The sequence below is a fragment of the Pseudomonas sp. NFPP04 genome, from assembly GCF_900113815.1.
GTDB classification, from domain to species: Bacteria; Pseudomonadota; Gammaproteobacteria; order Pseudomonadales; family Pseudomonadaceae; genus Aquipseudomonas; species Aquipseudomonas extremorientalis.
This window is the reverse complement of sequence record NZ_FOQS01000007.1, coordinates 135,567-155,614: the sequence shown is the minus strand read 5'-3', so window position 1 is coordinate 155,614 and position 20,048 is coordinate 135,567. Positions and strand designations below refer to the sequence as shown.

General features: G+C 61.5%; 14 protein-coding genes and 1 pseudogene. 1 reads left to right on the top strand and 14 read right to left on the bottom strand.

Translation table 11 applies throughout. The annotated features are described in order from the left end of the window. Positions 1-28 precede the first annotated feature (28 nt). From hemE to BM017_RS29145, 11 genes and pseudogenes are all read right to left on the bottom strand, one after another. Entirely contained in the window at positions 29-1,096 is a 1,068-nt protein-coding gene (hemE, locus tag BM017_RS16840) for a uroporphyrinogen decarboxylase (protein WP_092246431.1), read from the bottom strand. A gap of 241 nt (positions 1,097-1,337) precedes the next feature. Further along, positions 1,338-2,756 carry an FAD-dependent oxidoreductase gene (locus BM017_RS16835; protein WP_092246428.1) on the bottom strand — a complete coding sequence of 473 codons (1,419 nt, stop codon included), beginning with the start codon at positions 2,754-2,756 and terminating at the stop codon, positions 1,338-1,340. A 32-nt stretch (positions 2,757-2,788) separates the two neighbouring features. After that, positions 2,789-7,234: a glutamate synthase large subunit gene (gltB, locus tag BM017_RS16830; RefSeq protein WP_092246425.1), complete on the bottom strand. Its 4,446-nt coding sequence runs from the start codon at positions 7,232-7,234 to the stop codon at positions 2,789-2,791. Positions 7,235-7,586: 352 nt separating this feature from the next. Then, complete coding sequence (locus BM017_RS16820; RefSeq protein WP_092246422.1) at positions 7,587-9,152, bottom strand: SPOR domain-containing protein; 1,566 nt, start codon at positions 9,150-9,152, stop codon at positions 7,587-7,589. A gap of 10 nt (positions 9,153-9,162) precedes the next feature. Continuing rightward, positions 9,163-10,263 (bottom strand): 3-dehydroquinate synthase, encoded by a 1,101-nt coding sequence (aroB, locus tag BM017_RS16815; RefSeq protein ID WP_021492321.1) that lies wholly within the window; start codon positions 10,261-10,263, stop codon positions 9,163-9,165. 125 nt (positions 10,264-10,388) lie between these two features. Next, positions 10,389-10,907 (bottom strand): shikimate kinase AroK, encoded by a 519-nt coding sequence (aroK, locus tag BM017_RS16810; RefSeq protein ID WP_003171222.1) that lies wholly within the window; start codon positions 10,905-10,907, stop codon positions 10,389-10,391. Between the two features lie 4 nt (positions 10,908-10,911). After that, positions 10,912-12,168, bottom strand: a pseudogene (locus BM017_RS16805) (type IV pilus secretin PilQ); the annotation flags it as partial. A gap of 139 nt (positions 12,169-12,307) precedes the next feature. Further along, positions 12,308-13,273 carry a pilus assembly protein PilP gene (locus BM017_RS16800; protein WP_092246416.1) on the bottom strand — a complete coding sequence of 322 codons (966 nt, stop codon included), beginning with the start codon at positions 13,271-13,273 and terminating at the stop codon, positions 12,308-12,310. Further along, positions 13,270-13,824, bottom strand: a complete 555-nt coding sequence (locus BM017_RS16795) for a PilN domain-containing protein (protein WP_092246413.1) — start codon at positions 13,822-13,824, stop codon at positions 13,270-13,272. Before BM017_RS16795 ends, BM017_RS16800 begins: the two co-directional genes overlap by 4 nt. Then, positions 13,821-14,474 (bottom strand): type IV pilus assembly protein PilM, encoded by a 654-nt coding sequence (pilM, locus tag BM017_RS16790; protein ID WP_092246410.1) that lies wholly within the window; start codon positions 14,472-14,474, stop codon positions 13,821-13,823. Before pilM ends, BM017_RS16795 begins: the two co-directional genes overlap by 4 nt. A 23-nt stretch (positions 14,475-14,497) precedes the next feature. Then, complete coding sequence (locus BM017_RS29145) at positions 14,498-14,644, bottom strand: hypothetical protein (protein ID WP_156682174.1); 147 nt, start codon at positions 14,642-14,644, stop codon at positions 14,498-14,500. 51 nt (positions 14,645-14,695) lie between these two features. Between BM017_RS29145 and BM017_RS16785 the strand changes: the two genes are divergently transcribed. Next, positions 14,696-17,155 (top strand): penicillin-binding protein 1A, encoded by a 2,460-nt coding sequence (locus BM017_RS16785; RefSeq protein ID WP_371914600.1) that lies wholly within the window; start codon positions 14,696-14,698, stop codon positions 17,153-17,155. A 206-nt stretch (positions 17,156-17,361) separates the two neighbouring features. On the opposite strand, the gene BM017_RS16780 is transcribed toward BM017_RS16785, so the two are convergent. The 3 genes from BM017_RS16780 to rpmE form a co-directional block, all read right to left on the bottom strand. Next, the gene (locus BM017_RS16780; protein ID WP_071492370.1) at positions 17,362-18,630 is read right to left on the bottom strand and encodes a malic enzyme-like NAD(P)-binding protein; all 1,269 of its coding nucleotides are present in this window, start codon (positions 18,628-18,630) and stop codon (positions 17,362-17,364) included. 181 nt (positions 18,631-18,811) lie between these two features. After that, a complete protein-coding gene (locus BM017_RS16775) occupies positions 18,812-19,618 on the bottom strand; it encodes a thermonuclease family protein (RefSeq protein WP_092246405.1) in 807 nt (268 codons plus the stop codon). Between the two features lie 14 nt (positions 19,619-19,632). Continuing rightward, positions 19,633-19,866, bottom strand: a complete 234-nt coding sequence (gene rpmE / locus BM017_RS16770; protein ID WP_092246401.1) for a 50S ribosomal protein L31 — start codon at positions 19,864-19,866, stop codon at positions 19,633-19,635. Between the last annotated feature and the right edge of the window lie 182 nt (positions 19,867-20,048).

Sequence of the window (20,048 nt, the reverse complement as noted above, 5' to 3'; positions counted from 1 at the left end):
AAGCCCCCTCCCACATTCGTTTTGCGTGTTATTCGTGATACTGCGCCGACAGCTCATGCACCGCGCGCAGGAACGCACCCGCATGCTCCGGATTCACTTCCGGGGTGATGCCATGGCCGAGGTTGAACACGTGCCCGGTGCCTTTGCCGTAGCTGGCCAGGATGCGGCCAACTTCGGTGCGGATGGCTTCCGGCTTGGCGTACAGCACGGTCGGGTCCATGTTGCCTTGCAGCGCGACCTCGCCACCAACGCGACGGCGAGCCTCGCCAATGTCGCAGGTCCAGTCCAGGCCCAATGCATCGGCACCAGCGCCGGCAATGCTTTCCAGCCACAGGCCGCCACCTTTGGTGAACAGGATCACTGGCACCTTGCGCCCTTCGTGTTCGCGGATCAGGCCGCTGACGATCTTGCGCATGTAGGCCAGGGAGAACTCCTGGTACGCCGCCGCCGAGAGGTTGCCACCCCAGGTGTCGAAGATCTGCACCGCCTGGGCGCCGGCCATGATCTGGCCGTTGAGGTAGGAGGTGACCGACTGTGCCAGCTTATCCAGCAGCAGGTGCATGGCTTGCGGGTTGTCGTAGAGCATGGCCTTGGTCTTGCGGAAGTCTTTCGACGAGCCGCCTTCGACCATGTAGGTGGCCAGGGTCCAGGGGCTGCCGGAGAAGCCGATCAACGGCACGCGGCCGTTAAGCTCGCGGCGGATGGTGCTGACGGCGTCCATCACGTAACCGAGGTCTTTGTGGGGGTCTGGAATCGGCAGGGCTTCGATATCGGCCAGGGTGCTGACGACTTTCTTGAAACGCGGGCCTTCGCCGGTCTCGAAGTACAGGCCCTGGCCCATGGCGTCAGGGATGGTGAGGATGTCGGAAAAAAGGATGGCCGCGTCCAATTGTGGATAGCGGTCCAGCGGCTGCATCGTGACTTCGCAGGCGAACTCCGGGTTCATGCACAGGCTCATGAAATCGCCGGCGTTGGCACGACTGGCGCGGTATTCCGGCAGGTAGCGACCGGCCTGGCGCATCATCCACACAGGGGTGACGTCCACGGGTTGCTTGAGCAGGGCACGAAGGAAACGGTCGTTCTTGAGGGCAGTCATGTCGGCATCCGCAAAAAAAGTGCGGGCATTTTCTCAGAGCCAGACGCAAAAGGCACGGTATGAGCCGTGCCTTTTGTCTATCGGGTCAATTTGTCGCGGACATGAAAGCGCTACAAAAATAAACGTGGGAGGGGGCTTGCCCCCGATTGCAGTGTGTCAGTCCCAGTATCTGTAACTGAACCACCGCTATCGGGGGCAAGCCCCCTCTCACATTTTTGACCGCATTTCAGCCTGAACGAGATTAGACGTTCAGGTAATCCAGGATCCCTTCGGCGGCATTGCGGCCTTCGAAGATCGCGGTTACCACCAGGTCAGAACCGCGCACCATGTCGCCACCGGCGAAGATCTTCGGGTTGCTGGTCTGGTGCTTGTACTGGCCTTGTTCCGGGGCTACGACGCGGCCCTGGCTGTCGGTCTGGATCTGGAATTGCTCGAACCACGGCGCCGGGCTTGGGCGGAAGCCGAAGGCGATGACCACGGCGTCGGCCGGGATGATCTCTTCGGAACCCGGGATCGGCTCGGGGCTGCGACGGCCACGGGCGTCCGGCTCTCCGAGGCGGGTCTCGACCACCTTCACGCCTTCGACGCGGTCTTCACCGACGATTGCAATCGGCTGGCGGTTGTAGAGGAATTTCACACCTTCTTCTTTGGCGTTCTTCACCTCTTTGCGCGAGCCGGGCATGTTGGCTTCGTCACGGCGATAGGCACAAGTCACCGACTTGGCGCCCTGGCGGATCGAGGTGCGGTTGCAGTCCATCGCGGTGTCACCACCGCCGAGCACCACGACCTTCTTGCCTTTCATGTCGACGAAGTCTTCCGGCGACTTTTCAAAGCCCAGGTTGCGGTTGACGTTGGCGATCAGGAAGTCGAGCGCGTCATAAACGCCCGGCAGGTCCTCACCGGCAAAACCGCCCTTCATGTAGGTGTAGGTGCCCATGCCCATGAACACGGCATCGTATTCTTCGAGCAGTTGCTCCATGGTGATGTCCTTGCCGACTTCGGTATTGAGGCGGAACTCGATACCCATGCCGGTGAACACTTCACGACGGTTGCTCAGGACGGTTTTTTCCAGCTTGAACTCGGGGATGCCGAAGGTCAGCAAGCCGCCGATTTCCGGGTTCTTGTCGAACACCACCGGGGTCACGCCGCCACGCACCAGCACGTCGGCACAGCCCAGGCCCGCCGGGCCCGCGCCGATGATCGCGACGCGCTTGCCGGTCGGCTTGACCTTGGACATATCCGGGCGCCAGCCCATGGCGAACGCGGTGTCGGTGATGTACTTCTCCACCGAACCGATGGTCACCGCGCCGAAGCCGTCGTTGAGGGTGCAGGCACCCTCGCACAGACGGTCCTGCGGGCACACCCGGCCGCACACTTCCGGCAGGGTGTTGGTCTGGTGCGACAGCTCGGCGGCAGCGAGGATATTGCCCTCGGCCACCAACTTGAGCCAGTTGGGAATGAAGTTGTGCACCGGGCACTTCCATTCGCAATACGGGTTACCGCACCCCAGGCAGCGGTGGGCCTGGTCGGCCGAGTGCTGGGGTTTGAAGGGTTCGTAGATCTCCACGAACTCTTTCTTGCGTTGACGCAACAGTTTCTTCTTCGGATCTTTGCGCCCGACATCGATGAACTGGAAGTCGTTATTCAGACGTTCAGCCATGTTAAAACCTCATCAAACTCTTCAGGCGCATATCACTGCGGGTTGGCACGGATGCTGGAAAGCAACGATTTCAGGTTGGCAGCCTTGGGCTTGACCAGCCAGAAACGACGCAGGTAATCATCGAGGTTTTCAGCGAGGTTACGGCCCCATTCGCTGCCGGTCTCCTCGACGTACTCGTCCAGCACGTGCTGCAAGTGGTTCCGGTAGGACTCCATGGCTTCGCCGCTGATCCGCTGGATCTCGACCAACTCGTGGTTGACCTTGTCGACGAAGGTGTTGTCCTGGTCGAGCACGTAGGCGAAACCGCCGGTCATGCCCGAACCGAAGTTGTAACCGGTCTTGCCCAGTACCGCGACAAAGCCCCCGGTCATGTACTCGCAGCAGTGATCGCCAGTGCCTTCCACCACGGTGTGGGCACCGGAGTTACGCACGGCGAAACGCTCACCGGCAGTACCGGCAGCGAACAGCTTGCCACCGGTGGCGCCGTACAAGCAGGTGTTGCCGATGATGGCACTGTCCTGGGTCTTGTACACGCTGCCTTTAGGCGGAACGATCACCAGCTTGCCGCCGGTCATGCCCTTGCCCACGTAGTCGTTGGCGTCGCCTTCCAGGTACATGTGCAGGCCGCCGGCGTTCCACACGCCGAAGCTCTGGCCCGCGGTGCCCTTGAAGCGGAAGGTGATCGGCGCTTTCGCCATGCCCTGGTTGCCGTGCTTGCGCGCGATTTCGCCGGAGATGCGTGCGCCGATGGAACGGTCGCAGTTGCAGATATCCAGGGCGAATTCGCCACCGCTGGCGTCGTTGATCGAGGAACCGGCCATGTCGACCATCTTCTCGGCCAACAGGCCTTTGTCGAACGGCGGATTACGGTCCACGCCGCAGAACTGCGGTTTGTCGGCCGGGATATGATCGCTGCCCAACAGCGGCGTCAGGTCCAGGTGGTTCTGCTTGGCGGTCTGGCCTTCGAGGACTTCCAGCAGATCGGTACGGCCGATCAGCTCTTCCAGCGAACGCACGCCCAGCCTGGCCAGCCACTCACGGGTCTCTTCGGCGACGTAGGTGAAGAAATTCACCACCATGTCGACGGTGCCGATGTAGTGATCCTTGCGCAGCTTCTCGTTCTGAGTGGCGACACCGGTGGCGCAGTTGTTCAGGTGGCAGATGCGCAGGTACTTGCAGCCCAGGGCGATCATCGGCGCAGTGCCAAAGCCAAAGCTCTCCGCACCGAGGATCGCGGCCTTGATCACGTCGAGGCCGGTTTTCAGGCCGCCGTCGGTCTGCACGCGCACCTTGCCACGCAGGTCGTTGCCGCGCAGGGTCTGGTGGGTTTCGGCCAGGCCGAGTTCCCACGGCGCGCCGGCGTACTTGATGGAAGTCAGCGGCGAAGCGCCGGTGCCGCCGTCGTAGCCAGAGATGGTGATCAGGTCGGCATAGGCCTTGGCCACCCCAGCGGCGATAGTGCCCACGCCGGCTTCCGCCACCAGCTTCACCGAGACCAGCGCCTGCGGGTTGACTTGTTTCAAGTCGAAAATCAGCTGCGACAAGTCTTCGATCGAATAGATGTCGTGGTGCGGCGGCGGCGAGATCAGGGTCACGCCCGGCACTGCATAACGCAGCTTGGCGATCAGACCGTTGACCTTGCCGCCTGGCAGTTGGCCGCCCTCGCCCGGCTTGGCGCCCTGGGCAACTTTAATCTGCAGCACTTCGGCGTTGACCAGGTATTCCGGGGTTACACCGAAACGGCCGGTCGCGACCTGCTTGATTTTCGAGCTCTTGATGGTGCCGTAGCGCGCCGGGTCTTCACCGCCTTCGCCGGAGTTGGAACGCGCCCCCAGGCGGTTCATGGCTTCGGCCAGGGCTTCGTGAGCCTCGGGCGACAACGCGCCCAGGGAGATACCGGCGGAGTCGAAGCGCTTGAGGATCGATTCCAGCGGCTCGACTTCGGCGATGTCCATCGGCGTGTCCAGGGTCTTCACCTTGAACAGGTCACGGATCATCGACACCGGGCGGTTGTCCACCAGGCTCGTGTATTCCTTGAACTTGGCGTAGTCGCCCTGCTGCACGGCGGCTTGCAGGGTGTTGACCACGTCCGGGTTGTACGCGTGGTACTCGCCACCGTGCACGAACTTGAGCAGGCCGCCTTGCTGGATCGGCTTGCGCGCGCTCCAGGCTTCGGCCGCCAGGGCTTTCTGTTCAGCTTCGATATCGACGAAACGTGCGCCCTTGATGCGACTTGGCACGCCCCGGAAGCTCAGCTCGCAGACTTCTTCGGACAGGCCGATGGCTTCGAACAGTTGCGCACCACGATAAGACGTAACGGTGGAGATGCCCATCTTCGACAGGATCTTCAGCAGGCCTTTGGTGATGCCCTTGCGGTAGTTCTTGAACACCTCATAGAGGTCGCCCAGCACTTCACCGGTACGGATCAGGTCACCCAGCACTTCGTACGCAAGGAACGGGTACACCGCCGAGGCGCCGAAACCGATCAGCACCGCAAAGTGATGCGGGTCTCGGGCGGTGGCGGTTTCGACAAGGATGTTGGAGTCGCAACGCAGGCCTTTTTCGGTCAGGCGGTGGTGCACCGCGCCAGTCGCCAGCGAGGCGTGGATCGGCAGCTTGCCCGGCGCGATGTGGCGGTCGGTCAGTACGATCTGGGTACGACCGGCACGCACGGCTTCTTCGGCCTGGTCGGCGACGTTGCGCACCGCGGCTTCAAGGCCGAGGCTCTCGTCGTAGTTCAGGTCGATGATCTGGCGGTCAAAGCCTGGGCGCTCCAGGGTCATCAGCGAGCGCCACTTGGCCGGAGACACGACCGGCGAGCTGAGGATCACGCGGGAGGCGTGCTCAGGCGACTCCTGGAAGATGTTGCGCTCGGCACCGAGGCACACCTCCAGGGACATCACGATAGCTTCGCGCAGCGGGTCGATAGGCGGGTTGGTCACCTGGGCGAACTGCTGGCGGAAATAGTCGTACGGCGTACGCACGCGCTGGGACAGCACGGCCATCGGCGTGTCATCGCCCATGGAGCCAACCGCCTCGTAGCCTTGCTCACCGAGCGGACGCAGCACCTGGTCGCGCTCTTCGAACGTGACCTGGTACATCTTCATGTATTGCTTGAGTTGGTCCACGTCGTAGAACGCCGAACCATGGTCGTTGTCTTCCATAGTCGCCTGGATGCGCAGGGCGTTCTTGCGCAGCCATTGCTTGTACGGGTGACGGGACTTCAAGCGGTTGTCGATGGCGTCGGTGTCGAGGATCTGCCCGGTTTCGGTGTCCACGGCCAGGATCTGGCCCGGCCCCACGCGGCCTTTGGCGATGACGTCTTCGGGCTTGTAGTCCCACACGCCGATTTCCGAAGCCAGGGTGATGAAACCGTTGGTGGTGGTGACCCAACGCGCCGGGCGCAGACCGTTACGGTCGAGCAGGCATACCGCGTACCGACCGTCGGTCATGACCACGCCGGCCGGGCCGTCCCACGGCTCCATGTGCATCGAGTTGTACTCGTAGAATGCACGCAGGTCCGGGTCCATGGTCTCGACGTTCTGCCACGCTGGCGGAATGATCATGCGCACGCCACGGAACAGGTCGATGCCGCCGGTGACCATCAGTTCGAGCATGTTGTCCATGCTGGAGGAGTCGGAACCCACGCGGTTGACCAGCGGGCCGAGCTCTTCCAGGTCCATCAAATCGTTGGCGAACTTGGTGCGACGGGCCACGGCCCAGTTGCGGTTGCCGGTGATGGTGTTGATCTCGCCGTTGTGGGCGAGGAAGCGGAATGGCTGGGCCAGCGGCCATTTCGGCAGGGTGTTGGTGGAGAAGCGCTGGTGGAACACGCAGATTGCGGTTTGCAGGCGCTCATCGCTCAGGTCTGGATAGAAGGCGGTGAGGTCCGCCGGCATCATCAGGCCTTTATAAATGATGGTCTTGTGGGAAAAGCTGCAGATGTAGTGGTCGGTGTCGGCGGCGTTGGCCACGGACGAGCGGCGACGCGACGTGAACAGCTTGATCGCCATGTCCTGGTCGCTCAGGCCATCCCCGGCGATGAACACTTGCTCGATCTGCGGCAGGCGCTCGAGGGCCAGGCGGCCGAGCACACTGGTGTCGATCGGCACTTTGCGCCAGCCGACGAGTTGCAGGCCGGCAGCCAGGATCTCGCGGTTCATGTTCTCGCGAGCGGCTTCGGCTTTGACCGGGTCCTGGTTGAAAAACACCATGCCCACGGCGTACTGCTTGGGCAGGTCGACCGCAAATTGCTCTTTTGCGACAGCGCGCAGGAACAGGTCGGGCTTTTGAATCAGCAAGCCACAGCCGTCACCGGTCTTGCCGTCGGCGTTGATCCCACCGCGGTGGGTCATGCAGGTCAGGGCCTCGATGGCCGTTTGCAAAAGGGTATGACTGGGCTCGCCCTGCATATGGGCTATCAGGCCGAAACCGCAGTTATCCTTGAATTCATCGGGTTGGTACAGACCTGCTTTCATAGACACTTTCTCACCAGGCTGCCTCTTATTCCGAGGCAAATTTCTTTTCAATTCAACCGGTTACCTTCCACGCCGAACGTACGCCGGCTTAGCGGGGGCAAAAGGGAGGTCATTGTACACACCGACACAGACGCTCACAAATTTAGCGACGAAATGTCGCAAATCTATGTCGCATTTATGAAAGGTTTAAAGCGATATGCTGTGCTAGTCAAAACTTTTTTTAATTCTGACCGCTACGACTCAAAAGCCACTGTGACGCAGACACCACAAAGCGCGCGGTCTCTAGAGACAGCACGCACTTGCGGTTTTTTTGAGGTGCCGGGAGGGCGGCCTGGGTAAGGCCGCCGGATCTTCAGCGAGTTGTTGCGAGTTCTTGTTGAACGCTGGCAACAGTGCGAGGCCAAGGTTTACCAGCCTGAACCTTCGCTGGCAAGGCCTTGATGGCAGAATCAGCCGCTGCACGGCTGGAGAAACTGCCATAGGTGATCACGTAGAGAGGCTTGCCGTTGAGCACTTTCTTGAAATAACGGTACTCGCCGCCCTGCTCTTTCACGAACGCCTGGGCATTGGCTTCGGAGCTGGTGCCGAGGATCTGCACCACGAAGTTGCCGGAAGGCTGGCTGCCATACCAGCCGCTACCTGCAGCACCGGCCTTGGCAACGGTGGCGGATGGTTTTTCAGCAGGCTTGGCAGCCGGGGCCGGAGCGGGCTTGGCGGCTGGCGCAGGCGCAGGCGCAACCGGTTTGGTCACAGGCGCAGGCTTGGCGGTTGCAACAGTCGGTGCCGGCGTTGGTTTTGCCGCTGGCTGACCGGCTGGCACGCCCGCAGGGGGTGCAGTGGTCGTGACGGTCGGCGGTGTTGCGCTGGAACCTTCCACCGGCACGCCGTCATCACCTTCGGAGATACCACCGGCTTCTTCGGCGAGCGGGCCGCGCATGACAGGTTGGCCAACCATCGGCAGGTTGGTCGGTTGCCCGGAATTGGCGAACTCGACGTTTGGCGTGGGTTTGCCCAGTGGCAACTGCGCCTGTTCGGTTGGCGCGCCGGCCGTGGTCGGTGCCTTGCTGCGGCCTGGAATCAACCAGGCGGCGGCGACAGCGACCACGACAACGGCGGAAATAGCCAATACGTGTTTCTTAGGCATAGAGAACCCCATCTTTGGACGCTTGACCGCTGTGCGGCTGGCAATCATAGCTTCGATCATGGCATCGCGGGCAACCTGGTTGATGGTGCCAGGCCAGCCGTCGGAGCTTTCGTGAATATCAGAGATCTGTTGAGCGGAGAAAAGTTCGATACCCGCGCCCGCGCCTTCCAGGCGTTGAGCCAGGTATTCGCGGGTTTCTTCCTCTTCGTACGGCTGCAGTTCGATGACGTGGAACAGCTCCTGATCACCGCTGATCTGCTCCAGCTCGGCAATCAGCGACGACTCACCAAACAGGAACACGTGGGGACGACCTTCCGGCGTACCGGCCGCCAGCGCCAGCAGCGCTTCGAGGGCGGATTCGTCGAGCTGCTCGGCGTCATCCACCAGCAGGTAGACTTCCTGGCCGGTCAGGCCCAGTTGCACCACTTGCTTGAGGATTGCGTTCGGTTCGGCAGTCGCCACGTCCAGCGCCTGGGCGACCTGGCGCAACACGCCCGCCGCATCACCGGCACCACGGGCCGACACCACCACGCTCTGCACCGACTGCTTGTTAGTGCTGGCCACCAGGGCCTGGCGCAGCAAGGTCTTGCCGCTGCCCAAAGGGCCGGTCACGACCAGCAGCAATTGGCTGTAGCGCGCGAGGTGATGCAACTGGCCGAGCACTGGTTTGCGCTGGGCCGGGAAAAATTTGAAACCAGGCACCCGTGGAGCAAAAGGGTCGTGGCTTAACTGGTAATGGCCGAGGAACGCCTCGTCGGCATGCAAACTAGTCATCGGGATCTTATTAACCTTTAAGCTGGGCCAGGGCGCGGTAATCCGCTCCCAGCGTGGCCTGTAAAATCTCTTTCGGATAATCGTCGGTCACCACCGCTTCGCCCATGTGGCGCAGCAGCACCAGTCGCAGTCGACCGTCGATCACTTTCTTGTCTATTGCCATATGTTCGAGGAAATCTGCCTCGGTCATCTCTTCAGGCGGAATCACCGGCAAACCGGCGCGCTGGAACAGGCGGATGCCACGGTCACGCTCCTGGGCACTGATCCAGCCCAGGCGCTGCGACATCTCCAGTGCCATCACTGTGCCAGCCGCCACGGCCTCTCCATGCAACCACACACCATAGCCCATGTGGGTTTCGATCGCATGGCCGAAGGTGTGACCCAGGTTCAAGGTGGCCCGTACGCCGGACTCCCGTTCGTCGGCATTCACCACGAGTGCCTTGGCGGCACAGGAGCGGGAAATGGCTTCGGTGAGGGCCGCCTGGTCGAGATTGCGCAAGGCGTCGACGTGCTCTTCCAGCCAGGTCAGGAACGGTTCGTCGCAGATCAGCCCGTACTTGATGACTTCCGCCAGACCCGCCGACAGCTCACGCGGCGGCAAGGTGTTGAGAGTCGCGGTATCGATCAGCACGGCTTGGGGCTGGTAGAACGCGCCGACCATGTTCTTGCCCAGCGGATGGTTGATGCCGGTCTTGCCGCCCACCGACGAATCCACCTGGGACAACAGGGTGGTCGGCACCTGGATAAAGTCCACGCCACGCTGGTAGCAGGCCGCTGCAAAGCCGGCCATGTCGCCGATGACACCGCCGCCCAGGGCGATCACGGTGGTGCGGCGGTCATGACGTGCAGTCAGCAGGCCATCAAAGATCAGTTGCAGGGTTTCCCAGTTCTTATGGGCCTCGCCGTCGGGCAGGATCACAGAAATAACGGAGTACGCCGCGAGGCTGCGGCTCAGACGCTCAAGATACAGCGGCGCGACCGTTTCATTGGAGATGATCGCCACTTGCCGCCCGGCAATATGCGGTGCGAGCAACTCGGGCTGGTCCAACAGACCTTCGCCAATATGGATCGGGTAGCTGCGCTCGCCTAGATCGACCTTAAGTGTCTGCATGTGTCCCCGCGTTGAAGATGTATTGACGACCGGTAACGTCAAACGCTGACGCTGCCTGATGGCTCTACGCCACACCTTGGGAGGTGTTGGCGCGCCGCCGAGAATAGCGCATTTCGGGCCTGGCTTTAACGGGGTGGCAGCCGTTGCAGGCGCTCAAGAATGTCGAGGACCACCATCCGGGGTGGCCGCTCATCGGTTTCTACCACCAGATCGGCAATTTCCCGATACAGCGGATCGCGCAGCGCCAGCAAATCCCGCAGGGTTTTCTCCGGGTTGGCCGTGCGCAGCAACGGGCGATTGCGATCACGGGCGGTACGGCCCACTTGCTGCTCGACCGACGCATGCAGGTAGACCACCCGGCCACCGGCATGCAGCGCGCGGCGGTTCTCGTCACGCATCACCGCGCCCCCACCCGTCGCCAATACCACGCCATCGCAGCCGCACAGCTCGGCAATCATCGCCTGCTCGCGGTCACGAAAGCCCAGTTCGCCTTCCTTATCGAAGATCCATGGGATATTGGCACCCGTGCGCAATTCAATTTCCTTGTCGGAATCTTTGAACGGCAGGCGCAGCTCTTTGGCCAGCAAACGGCCGATGGTGCTTTTTCCAGCGCCCATCGGTCCTACAAGAATCAAATTTCGCACAGAATCAACGACTCACAGCAATCGCCTGGTTATTCATAATACGCGGAGTCAGGAATACCAGCAGCTCGGATTTTTTCTCCGCCAGCACATCGCGCCGGAAAAGGCGGCCAAGATACGGCACATCGCCCAAAAATGGCACTTTATCTACCACTTTGCTTTGGGTATTGGAGAAAACCCCGCCGATGACGATGGTCTCGCCATCCTTGACCAGCACCTTGGCATTGACCTCGTTTTTCTTGATCGGCGGCACGTCGTTGAGTTTATTGAGATAGTCGGGCTCATCCTTGGTGACTTTCACCTCCATGATCACGCGGTCGTCAGGAGTGATTTGCGGGGTGACCTCCAGCGACAGCGAGGCTTCCTTGAACGACACCGAGGTCGCGCCGCTGGAGCTGGATTCCTGATAGGGAATCTCGGTGCCCTTGAGGATGCGTGCGGTTTCCTTGTCGGACGTGACCACCTTGGGTTGCGAGACGATTTCGCCGTTACCGGTTTTCTCCATGGCGGTGAGCTCCAGGTCCAGCAGCAGGTTGTCGGTGATAAAGGCGATGCCCAAGCCCGAGGTGCCGTTGAGTGTTCCCAAGTCCACGAAAGGTGAACTGGGTGGGTTTTCCGGCGGCTCCGCGCCTTCAGGCAGAGGTTTGGGAATGCCACCCGCGCTCCAGTTGCCGCGAGCGAGCCGCCCACCCCAGCGCGCGCCCAGGCTTTTGTCATAATCGACATTCGCCTCGACAATCCGCGCCTCGATCATGACCTGGCGCACCGGCACATCCAGCTGCGCCACGATCCTGCGCAGTTCCTCCAGCCGCTCGCCAGTCTGATAGGCGATGATGTTGTTGGTGCGATCATCCACCGCCACCGAGCCACGCTCATCGGTGACGCCCTCAAGGCCCGTGAATGACTGAAACAACTTGGCCAGGTCCGCCGCCTTGGCGTAATTGACCTGCAACAGCTCCCGACGCAACGGCGCCAGTTCGGCCATTTGCTTGCGCGACTCCAGCGTCAGCAGCTCACGCGCGGCCAACTCCTCGGCGGGCGCGACCAGCAACACACCGGCCTTTACCCGCTTATCCAGGCCCTTGGCTTGCAGCACCAGGTCCAACGCCTGATCCCAAGGTACATCCTTTAGACGCAGGGTGATCGAGCCCTGCACATCGTCGCTGGCAACCAGATTGAGGCCCGCCACATCGGCAATCTGCTGCAGCGCGGTGCGCAACTCGATGCTCTGGAAGTTGAGGTTCAGCTTGTCGCCGGTGTAAGCGCTCGACGTGGCGCTGCCAGGCGGTGGCAACTGGATCAGGTCTACACGATTGGGCACAGCAACAGCCATCGGCGCCGTGAACGCTATCCATAGCGCCACACCGAAGGACAAGAAAATCCTTTTCATTGATTCGATTCCGTTATGAGTTGACGTTCAACACCAGGGTTCGCGGGCGCTCCAGCCATGCACCCTGACCATCGGGAAACAGCTCGACCAGCTCTATGTGACGCTCATGGATGGCCGTGACCCGGCCATGGTCCGGCCCCAGATAGTCACCGACCGCCAGGCGATGCACCGTGGAGGCCGCACGCAGCAAGGCGAAAACCTGCGACCCGCGAGACAGCGTGCCGACCATTTCGAACTGGTCCAGCGCAAGGCTTTCCAGGGCTGCACGTGGCCGGGCGAGATCTGGCGCACGGGCTGGCCGCCCAGGTAGATGATCGACCTGAACGGCAAGCCGCTGAAAAGGGTCGCGCAGCCCAGAAGCCTCGTAGACAAAGGGCTGCCCTTGGCGGGCCTGACCGCCTCCCCCGCCGCCCGGCTGCCAGTAGCTCTTGACCAGCAGATCAAGGCGCAGCAGCTTGCCATCCCGCCGCAGGACCACATCATGCACCGTCGCGATTCGCGCCAGACCACCCAAGCTACTCAGGAACGTCGCCAGGTCGTGGTAAGCCCCTGTCACGCCGACCTGTACCGGCTGCTCGTGATAGTACTGCTGAGACTGTTCGTCCAATGGCGTGACGCTCTCGACCACCAGACCATTGGCCAATGCCAAGTGCGCGATGTCTTCCAGCAAGCCGGGCATTTCGGATTCGCCCGGCAACGCCCGGAAAAGCTCATCGGCTTTCACCTGCATCACTTGGAGCTGCTGCGTGCGCGCCTCAAGGGGGGCAGCCATGGCCGTCTTTTGAGCGACTTGCTGTTGCAGGGCCACTTCCCGCACCTCGACCTGGCTTAGCCGCTGACGCGACGGGCTCAGGTACACAAGGTCACCCACCACAAATATCAGGCTCGCCAGCGCACAGCCCAACAGGGCCTTGCCAGGCAGGGGCCATTTTGCAGCGTTGTGAGTGAGTGCAGAAAGATTGAGCCTCAACGGGCTCAAGGTTGTGCCTCGGAAGGCTCGCCCTGTCGCACCATCAGCTGGAATTCATTGTTGCCACGCGCGCCCTCGGTTCGCACCTGTTGCAACCGCGTAGAGTGGGCGCCTTGCGCGGCCTCCAGGCGACGCATCAGTTGGGCGATATCCTGGCTCGACTCGGCACTGCCGCTGATACTCACCGTATCGCCCTTCGCCACCACTTCATGCAGATGGACACCGTCGGGTACTGCGCGCGCCAACTGATCCAACAATTGCGCACCGGACGAGCGGGAGTCGTGCAGGTCCTGCACAACCTTCATGCGCTGCGCCAACTGCTGGCTTTGCTCCTGCAGGTCGTCGATGGTCTTGATGCGCGAATCCAGGCCGGTGATTTGCTTGCCCAGATGGTCATTACGGGTCACTTGCCGGTCAATGGCCTGGTCGATCACCTGGTCCGCCAGCCACACGGCTGCGAGCGCCGCGCAGGCGAACGCCAGCAGGCACGCCAGCAGGTACTTGCGTCGCCGCTCCGCCAGCGCCTGGCGCCAAGGCAAAAGGTTGATTCGTGTCTTCAAGCGAAACTCCTCAGGGCCAACCCGCAAGCAATTCCCATCCCGTGGGCGTCCACGGCCCATTGTGCACCATCGACTCGATGGCCCGGCGTGAAGCTGGCGAAATCCTGACTGCATGCGCGCGCCAATGCAAACGCTTCGACATCGACCACCCTCGGCACCAGCCCGGCCAGCGCCAGAACCGCCTCCCGTGCCTCGACGTGTTCCTTCAGGCACGCCGCCAGCAGCACCTCGACACGACCTGGGTCCAGGGCGGTCGGCCCGCGCACTTGAAAGTCGATGGCCACGTCATCCAATGGATAAGGAATGTACTGGTCTGCCTCCATCTGGATCATCCAGGCCATCTCATCGTCGGAGAGCCCAGCCTCCATCTCGATTATGCGCGTGATCACCGAGGGCCCGGATACCGCAGCGGCAGCACCACGGACCGACGTTGCCATTCGCGACAACGCACTGCGCAAGGTGCGTCCCACGCCTTCGAGATCCAGGAATGTGCCGTCGACCACCGAGCGTACCGGCAATGCCTGGGTGACATAGGCCCGAATGTGGTAACCCGTGATTGAACGGCCCAGCTCCACCAGCCGGATTGCCGTGTCATTGATGTCGACGCCCAGCAGGGTATCGAGTTTTCCCGTGAAAAATCCTTTTCCCATAAAACTCCCTAAAGCTTTGCCTGTCATACCGCCTGATTGCCGCCGGGCGCCATGCATTCGGTCGACTTGTTGAGCAGGTGCGAATGACGCCCCAAGTCGAAAAATGCTTTAATGCCCAGCGTTTTTTGCCGCTTTTTATCTGCAGCTCGGGTCGATCCATCGATTGCCATGCAAGCCCCGACGCCTAACCCATTCTTTTCTCTGGAAATCCAAAAGCCTTGATTCGTCTGCTGAAGTTTTTCGGGTACTCCATTGTCGCCATCGTTTGCGGGCTGCTGCTCGTGCTCAGCGGGGCCTACCTCTACCTTAGTCCGGGTTTGCCCTCCGTAGAGGCTCTCAGAAGTATCCAGTTGCAGATTCCTTTGCGGGTCTACAGCAGCGATGAAAAACTGATCGCGGAGTTCGGCGAAATGCGCCGCACACCGATCCGTTTTGCCGATATTCCACCCAATTTCATCAGCGCCCTGCTCTCGGCCGAGGACGATAATTTTGCCAACCACTATGGCGTCGACCCCAGCAGCCTGGTGCGTGCGGCCACGCAATTGGTAAAAAGCGGACACATTCAATCCGGCGGCAGCACCATCACCATGCAGGTGGCGAAGAACTTCTTCCTGACCAGCGAGCGCAGCTTTTCGCGCAAGGCCACCGAGATCCTCCTGGCGCTGCAAATCGAACGCCAGTTGACCAAGGATGAGATCCTTGAGCTGTACGTGAACAAGATCTACCTGGGCAACCGCGCCTACGGGATCGAGGCGGCCTCGCAGGTCTACTATGGCAAGTCCATCCGTGACGCCAGCCTGGCGCAGATGGCCATGATCGCCGGCCTGCCCAAGGCGCCCTCACGCTTCAACCCCCTGGCCAACCCGGCGCGCAGCAAAGAGCGCCGCGACTGGATCCTGGGACGCATGTACAAGCTGGGCAAGATCGACCAGGCCGCTTACGAAAGCGCCATCGCCGAGCCGTTGAATGCCAGCTACCACGTGCCGACGCCGGAAGTGAACGCCCCTTACATCGCCGAAATGGCGCGCGCCGAGATGGTCGGCCGCTACGGCAGCGAGGCGTATACCGAAGGTTTCCGCGTGACCACCACCGTGCCGAGCGACTTGCAGGATATCGCCAATAATTCGGTGCATTCCGGCCTGATCACCTATGACCAGCGTCACGGCTACCGTGGCCCCGAATCACGCCTGCCGGGCAAGACCCTGAGCGCGTGGACCACCGAGTTGGGCAAACAACGTGCGATCAGCGGCCTGGAGCCGGCCATCGTCACCCAGGTGAAAAAAGATGGCGTGCAGGTCCTGACCCGCACCGGCGAAGCCCATGTGGCATGGGACAGCATGAAGTGGGCGCGCCCGTTCCTGAACACCAACAGCATGGGCCCGATGCCCAAGCAACCGTCGGACGTGGCGCAGGTGGGCGATTTGATCCGCGTACAACGCCAGAAGGACGACAGCCTCAAGTTCAGCCAGGTGCCGCTGGCCCAGGGCGCACTGGTGTCGCTGGACCCGCAGAACGGTGCAATCCGTGCCCTGGTCGGTGGCTTCGCGTTCGAGCAGAGCAACTACAACCGCGCGACCCAGGCCAAGCGCCAACCGGGCTCGAGCTTCAAGCCGTTCATCTACAGCGCCGCGCTGGACAACGGCTACACCGCCGCCAGCCTGGTCAACGATGCACCCATCGTGTTTGTCGACGAGTACCTGGACAAGGTCTGGCGCCCGAAGAACGACACCAACACCTTCCTGGGCCCGATCCGCATCCGCGAAGCGCTGTACAAGTCGCGTAACCTGGTGTCGATCCGCTTGCTGCAGGCAATGGGCGTGGGCAAGACCATCGATTACATGACGCGCTTCGGTTTCGCCAAGTCAGACCTGCCGCCCAACCTGTCCCTCGCCCTGGGCACCGCGACCCTCACACCGATGGAAATCGCCACCGGCTGGAGCACCTTTGCCAACGGCGGCTACAAGATCACACCGTACCTGATCGACAAGATCGAAAGCCGCAACGGCGAAACCCTGTTCACCGCCAATCCACCACGCGTGCCCGGTGACGTGGTCAACGGCGTGGCAGCGACGGATGGCCTGGCAGCGCCAAGCAATGGCGGCATCACCATCGAGCCGACCCCAGGCACGACGCAGGCCGCCAACGGTACCCCGGCGGAGCCACAGGCGCCGGCAGTTGCCGAGCGTATTGTCGATGGCCGTACCACTTATATTCTCAACAGCATCCTGGAAGATGTGATCAAGAAGGGGACCGGCCGCCGCGCCCTGGCGCTGAACCGGCCGGACATCGCCGGCAAGACCGGTACCACCAACGAATCCAAGGACGCCTGGTTCTCCGGCTACAACGGCGACTACGTGACCACCGTGTGGACCGGCTATGACCAGCCGGAAAGCCTGGGTCGCCGCGAGTTCGGTGGCACCGTCGCGCTGCCGATCTGGATGAGCTACATGGGCGCAGCCTTGAAGGACAAGCCGCCGCACACCCAGCCGGAGCCGGAAGGCATCCTCAGCCTGCGCATCGACCCGATCAGTGGCCGTGCAGCTTCGCCAAGCACGCCGAACGCGTACTTCGAACTGTTCAAAAGCGAAGACACGCCGCCGTCGGTCAACGAGCTGGGCAATGGCGTTGCACCGGGTAGCCCGCTGCCGGCGGATGAGGCGGCGCCGATCGATCTGTTCTAGGGAGATTTATGGCCTGAAACAGATTCAATGTGGGAGCGGGCTTGCTCGCGATTGCGGTGTGTCAGGCGCCACATGAGCTGATTGATCCATCGCTATCGCGGGCAAGCCCGCTCCCACACTTGGGTCTCCACAAGGCCCAAGTGAATCGCCACAAAAAAGCCCCGACTCGCAAGAGCCGGGGCTTTCTGTTGGTGCGCTACAACGGCTTAGCCGTTGAACACATCATCCACGCTTTTCAGCGGGTAGTGCTTCGGATACGGCAGGGTGGCCACGCCGGTCTCGATGGCGGCCTTGGCCACGGCATCGGAGATCAGGGTGATCAGGCGCTTGTCCATTGGTTTCGGGATGATGTACTCACGACCGAATTCCAGCTTGGCGCCACCGTAGGCGTCGCACACGTCCTGAGGCACCGGCAGCTTGGCCAGTTCACGCAGGGCATTGGCGGCAGCCACTTTCATCTCTTCGTTGATGCGCTTGGCGCGAACATCCAGGGCGCCACGGAAGATGAACGGGAAGCCCAGTACGTTGTTGACCTGGTTCGGGTAGTCCGAACGGCCGGTGGCCATGATCACGTCGCTGCGGGTGGCGTGAGCCAGTTCCGGCGAGATCTCCGGGTCCGGGTTGGAGCAGGCGAACACGATCGGGTTGGCCGCCATGGACTTGAGGCCTTCGGCGCTCAGCAGGTTCGGGCCGGACAGGCCGACGAACACGTCTGCACCGTCGAGGGCGTCAGCCAGGGTGCGCTTGTCGGTGGCGTGGGCAAACATCGCCTTGTACTGGTTCAGGTCGGTACGCTCGGACTGGACCACGCCCTTGCTGTCGACCATGAAGATGTTTTCCAGCTTGGCGCCCATGCTCACCAGCAACTTCATGCAGGAGATGGCCGCAGCGCCGGCGCCCAGGCAGACGATCTGCGCGTCAGCCAGGGTCTTGCCGGCGATTTCCAGGGCGTTGATCATGCCGGCCGCGGTTACGATCGCGGTGCCGTGCTGGTCATCGTGGAATACCGGAATGTCGCACTGTTCGATCAGGGCCTTTTCGATCTCGAAGCACTCAGGTGCCTTGATGTCTTCCAGGTTGATGCCACCGAAGGTGATGGAAATGCGCTTGACCGTGTCGATGAAAGCCTGCGGGCTTTCGGAGTCGACTTCGATGTCGAAAACGTCGATGCCGGCAAAGCGCTTGAACAGCACGCCCTTGCCTTCCATGACTGGCTTGGAGGCCAATGGACCGAGGTTGCCCAGGCCGAGAATCGCGGTGCCATCGGAAATCACTGCAACCAGGTTGCCTTTGCCGGTGTACTTGTACGCCAGTTCGGGGTCGCGGGCGATTTCACGTACGGGCTCGGCAACACCAGGGCTGTAGGCCAGCGACAGGTCGCGGGCGGTGGCAGTGGCCTTGGTGAGCTCTACACTCAGCTTTCCTGGACGAGGATGGGCATGATATTCGAGAGCGGCAGTTTTCAAATCAGACATATCGGCATTCCGCTTTTACTGTTGGTCGACGGACCGCCGAGGATACGCGTGTCGCAAAGTCCCTACAAGACTGGGTAGTCACAGGTGTCAAGGCCCCAAAGCGCCGTACTTTGGTCTAAGGCCACGGGATACAAGGGGTTAACTGTTCACAATCGAATAAAAAAATGTCTACAATTTTTTATTAATCAGCCGATTTGAGCATGCTGGGGTCGGTCAGCGGCAGCAACCAACGTGCCTGGCCGTTTTTCCGGCCACCCCGTTTGGATCGATCCTGCACCCAGCCACGGGCCTCGACTGCCCTGCCTTGCAGACCACTGAGCAATACCGAGTCGAACCGGCGGGCGAGTTCGGGTGCAATGCGTAATACCAGTGAACCCTGCAACTCGATCCAGATTCCACCACGATTGCGTTCGATCTTGCTCACTCGGCCGCTGACCAGGGCGAAGCCGGACTGCTTGAGTTGCGCCACGCTTTGCACGGGTGACTGCTGCCATACGCCCAAACGCGCGTCACGGGCGCTGTCCTCCGCAGCTGTCTGGCAAGCGACAAGATCGACATTGGGCGCGACCCCCACCTGAAACCCCAGGCCTTCGGCCAGCAGTTGCGCCTCAAGATTCTTTCCATCAGCGCTGTAGAGGTGGGCCAAGGTACGGCCGTAGCGGTCCTTGCTCTCGCGCCCCGGCACCAAGCCAACCCGGCCGCCACTGGCCTCAACCAACACCTGCAAACGCTGGCGGGCCGCAACGGCGTAGGGCTCGTCGGAGCGGCCTTGCTTGCCGGTTTCCGGGGCATTGAGACCGATCATCCGCACACTGCGGCCATCCTTGAGGCGCACGGTGTCGCCATCCACCACGCGTTGCACCTCCACCCGGGCCAAGGCGGACGGCGCGGGGCAAAACACGTCGGCCTGGGCGACTGAAAGCCAAATCCCAGGCACAAAAAAGGCGCCCACACGGGACGCCTTTTTCAACAGCTGGCAAAAGCCCATAAGGCTTTTGAGCCTTACTCTGCTGGAGCAGCAGCAGGCTTCTTGCCGAAAGCACCAAAGCGATCTGCGAAGCGCTGTACACGGCCGCCGGTGTCCAGAGTTTTCTGCTTACCGGTGTAGAACGGGTGGCACTCGTTGCATACGTCAGTACCCAGTGGCTTGCACAGGTTCGAACGGGTTTCGAACTTGTTGCCGCAGCTGCAGGTGACTTCGATGGTTTCGTACGCTGGATGGATATCGGCTTTCATGGCACTTCCTCGGGCTAGCGTGCCGCCACTCGACACTATTGTCGAATACCGCACGTAATTAGGCCGCGGATTCTACCAGACCTTTTCAATCACGCAAGCTGCACATCTGGCTGAAAACCTCCTTTCATCAGAAAACCGTGGCATACCCAAGCCCTCCCGGCTCTGCTAGGCTCCCGCCCCTG

Bases quoted from the DNA above. Each gene is read 5' to 3' on its own strand.
- BM017_RS16780 (WP_071492370.1), bottom strand. From the start codon at position 18,630: ATGTCTGATTTGAAAACTGCCGCTCTCGAATATCATGCCCATCCTCGT.
- pilM (WP_092246410.1), bottom strand. From the start codon at position 14,474: ATGGGAAAAGGATTTTTCACGGGAAAACTCGATACCCTGCTGGGCGTC.
- gltB (WP_092246425.1), bottom strand. From the start codon at position 7,234: ATGAAAGCAGGTCTGTACCAACCCGATGAATTCAAGGATAACTGCGGT.
- hemE (WP_092246431.1), bottom strand. From the start codon at position 1,096: ATGACTGCCCTCAAGAACGACCGTTTCCTTCGTGCCCTGCTCAAGCAA.
- BM017_RS16820 (WP_092246422.1), bottom strand. From the start codon at position 9,152: ATGACTAGTTTGCATGCCGACGAGGCGTTCCTCGGCCATTACCAGTTA.
- BM017_RS16775 (WP_092246405.1), bottom strand. From the start codon at position 19,618: ATGGGCTTTTGCCAGCTGTTGAAAAAGGCGTCCCGTGTGGGCGCCTTT.
- aroB (WP_021492321.1), bottom strand. From the start codon at position 10,263: ATGCAGACACTTAAGGTCGATCTAGGCGAGCGCAGCTACCCGATCCAT.
- BM017_RS16835 (WP_092246428.1), bottom strand. From the start codon at position 2,756: ATGGCTGAACGTCTGAATAACGACTTCCAGTTCATCGATGTCGGGCGC.
- BM017_RS29145 (WP_156682174.1), bottom strand. From the start codon at position 14,644: ATGGCAATCGATGGATCGACCCGAGCTGCAGATAAAAAGCGGCAAAAA.
- rpmE (WP_092246401.1), bottom strand. From the start codon at position 19,866: ATGAAAGCCGATATCCATCCAGCGTACGAAACCATCGAAGTCACCTGC.